This window comes from Ruminococcus callidus ATCC 27760, from assembly GCF_000468015.1.
Classification (GTDB): domain Bacteria; phylum Bacillota; class Clostridia; order Oscillospirales; family Ruminococcaceae; genus Ruminococcus_C; species Ruminococcus_C callidus.
The window spans coordinates 2,307-2,794 of sequence record NZ_KI260392.1 but is presented as its reverse complement, the minus strand read 5'-3'; the positions used below and the strand labels follow the sequence as shown (position 1 = coordinate 2,794).

At 46.9% G+C, this 488-nt stretch carries 2 protein-coding genes; both read right to left on the bottom strand.

Going from position 1 to position 488, the window contains the following annotated elements; all coding sequences use genetic code 11:
• On the bottom strand, positions 1-193 hold a 193-nt coding region (locus RUMCAL_RS15945; protein WP_021682040.1), incomplete at its 3' end, for a hypothetical protein.
• A 1-nt stretch (position 194) separates the two neighbouring features.
• Positions 195-488 (bottom strand): phage holin family protein (locus RUMCAL_RS07310; protein WP_021682039.1); only part of this gene is annotated, 294 nt, incomplete at its 5' end.

Below are 488 nucleotides of genomic sequence, written 5' to 3'. Positions count from 1 at the left end.
TGTACTGTTCCGCAGGGGTCGTGCCGCTTGCTACGGTGATCCAGTCGGTATTGTGGACGGTCACACCAATGATTTTTCCTGCCATGGAAACAGAGGGCATATCGATGTGGTTGGGATTGTGTTTGGTGAGCAAATACTCGTTGATTTTTACTCCATTCAGAGTTGTTGTTGCATCCGGTCTTAAAATAGCCATATTACTTGTCCTCCTTGTCGGTCGTTTCTTCGGTTCTGCCGATTTTCGTTTGCAGAACATCAATTGCTTTTTTGATTGCGGGCGGGTAAGGGATTCCCATCAAACTTGTATTTTCCACAATGGAAAGCAGTTCGTTCAGGCAAAAGCTGATGCAAACAGCATCCCGGATGTAGTTGGTATTCAGCAGAATATCCATCCGAACTGCAACGACGATCAGCATTAAAGTGCAGACCTTTTTCGCCAGACCGAACCAGCCGGCTTTGGAAGAAAGTCCGCCGCTTTCTGTGTGTTTGGA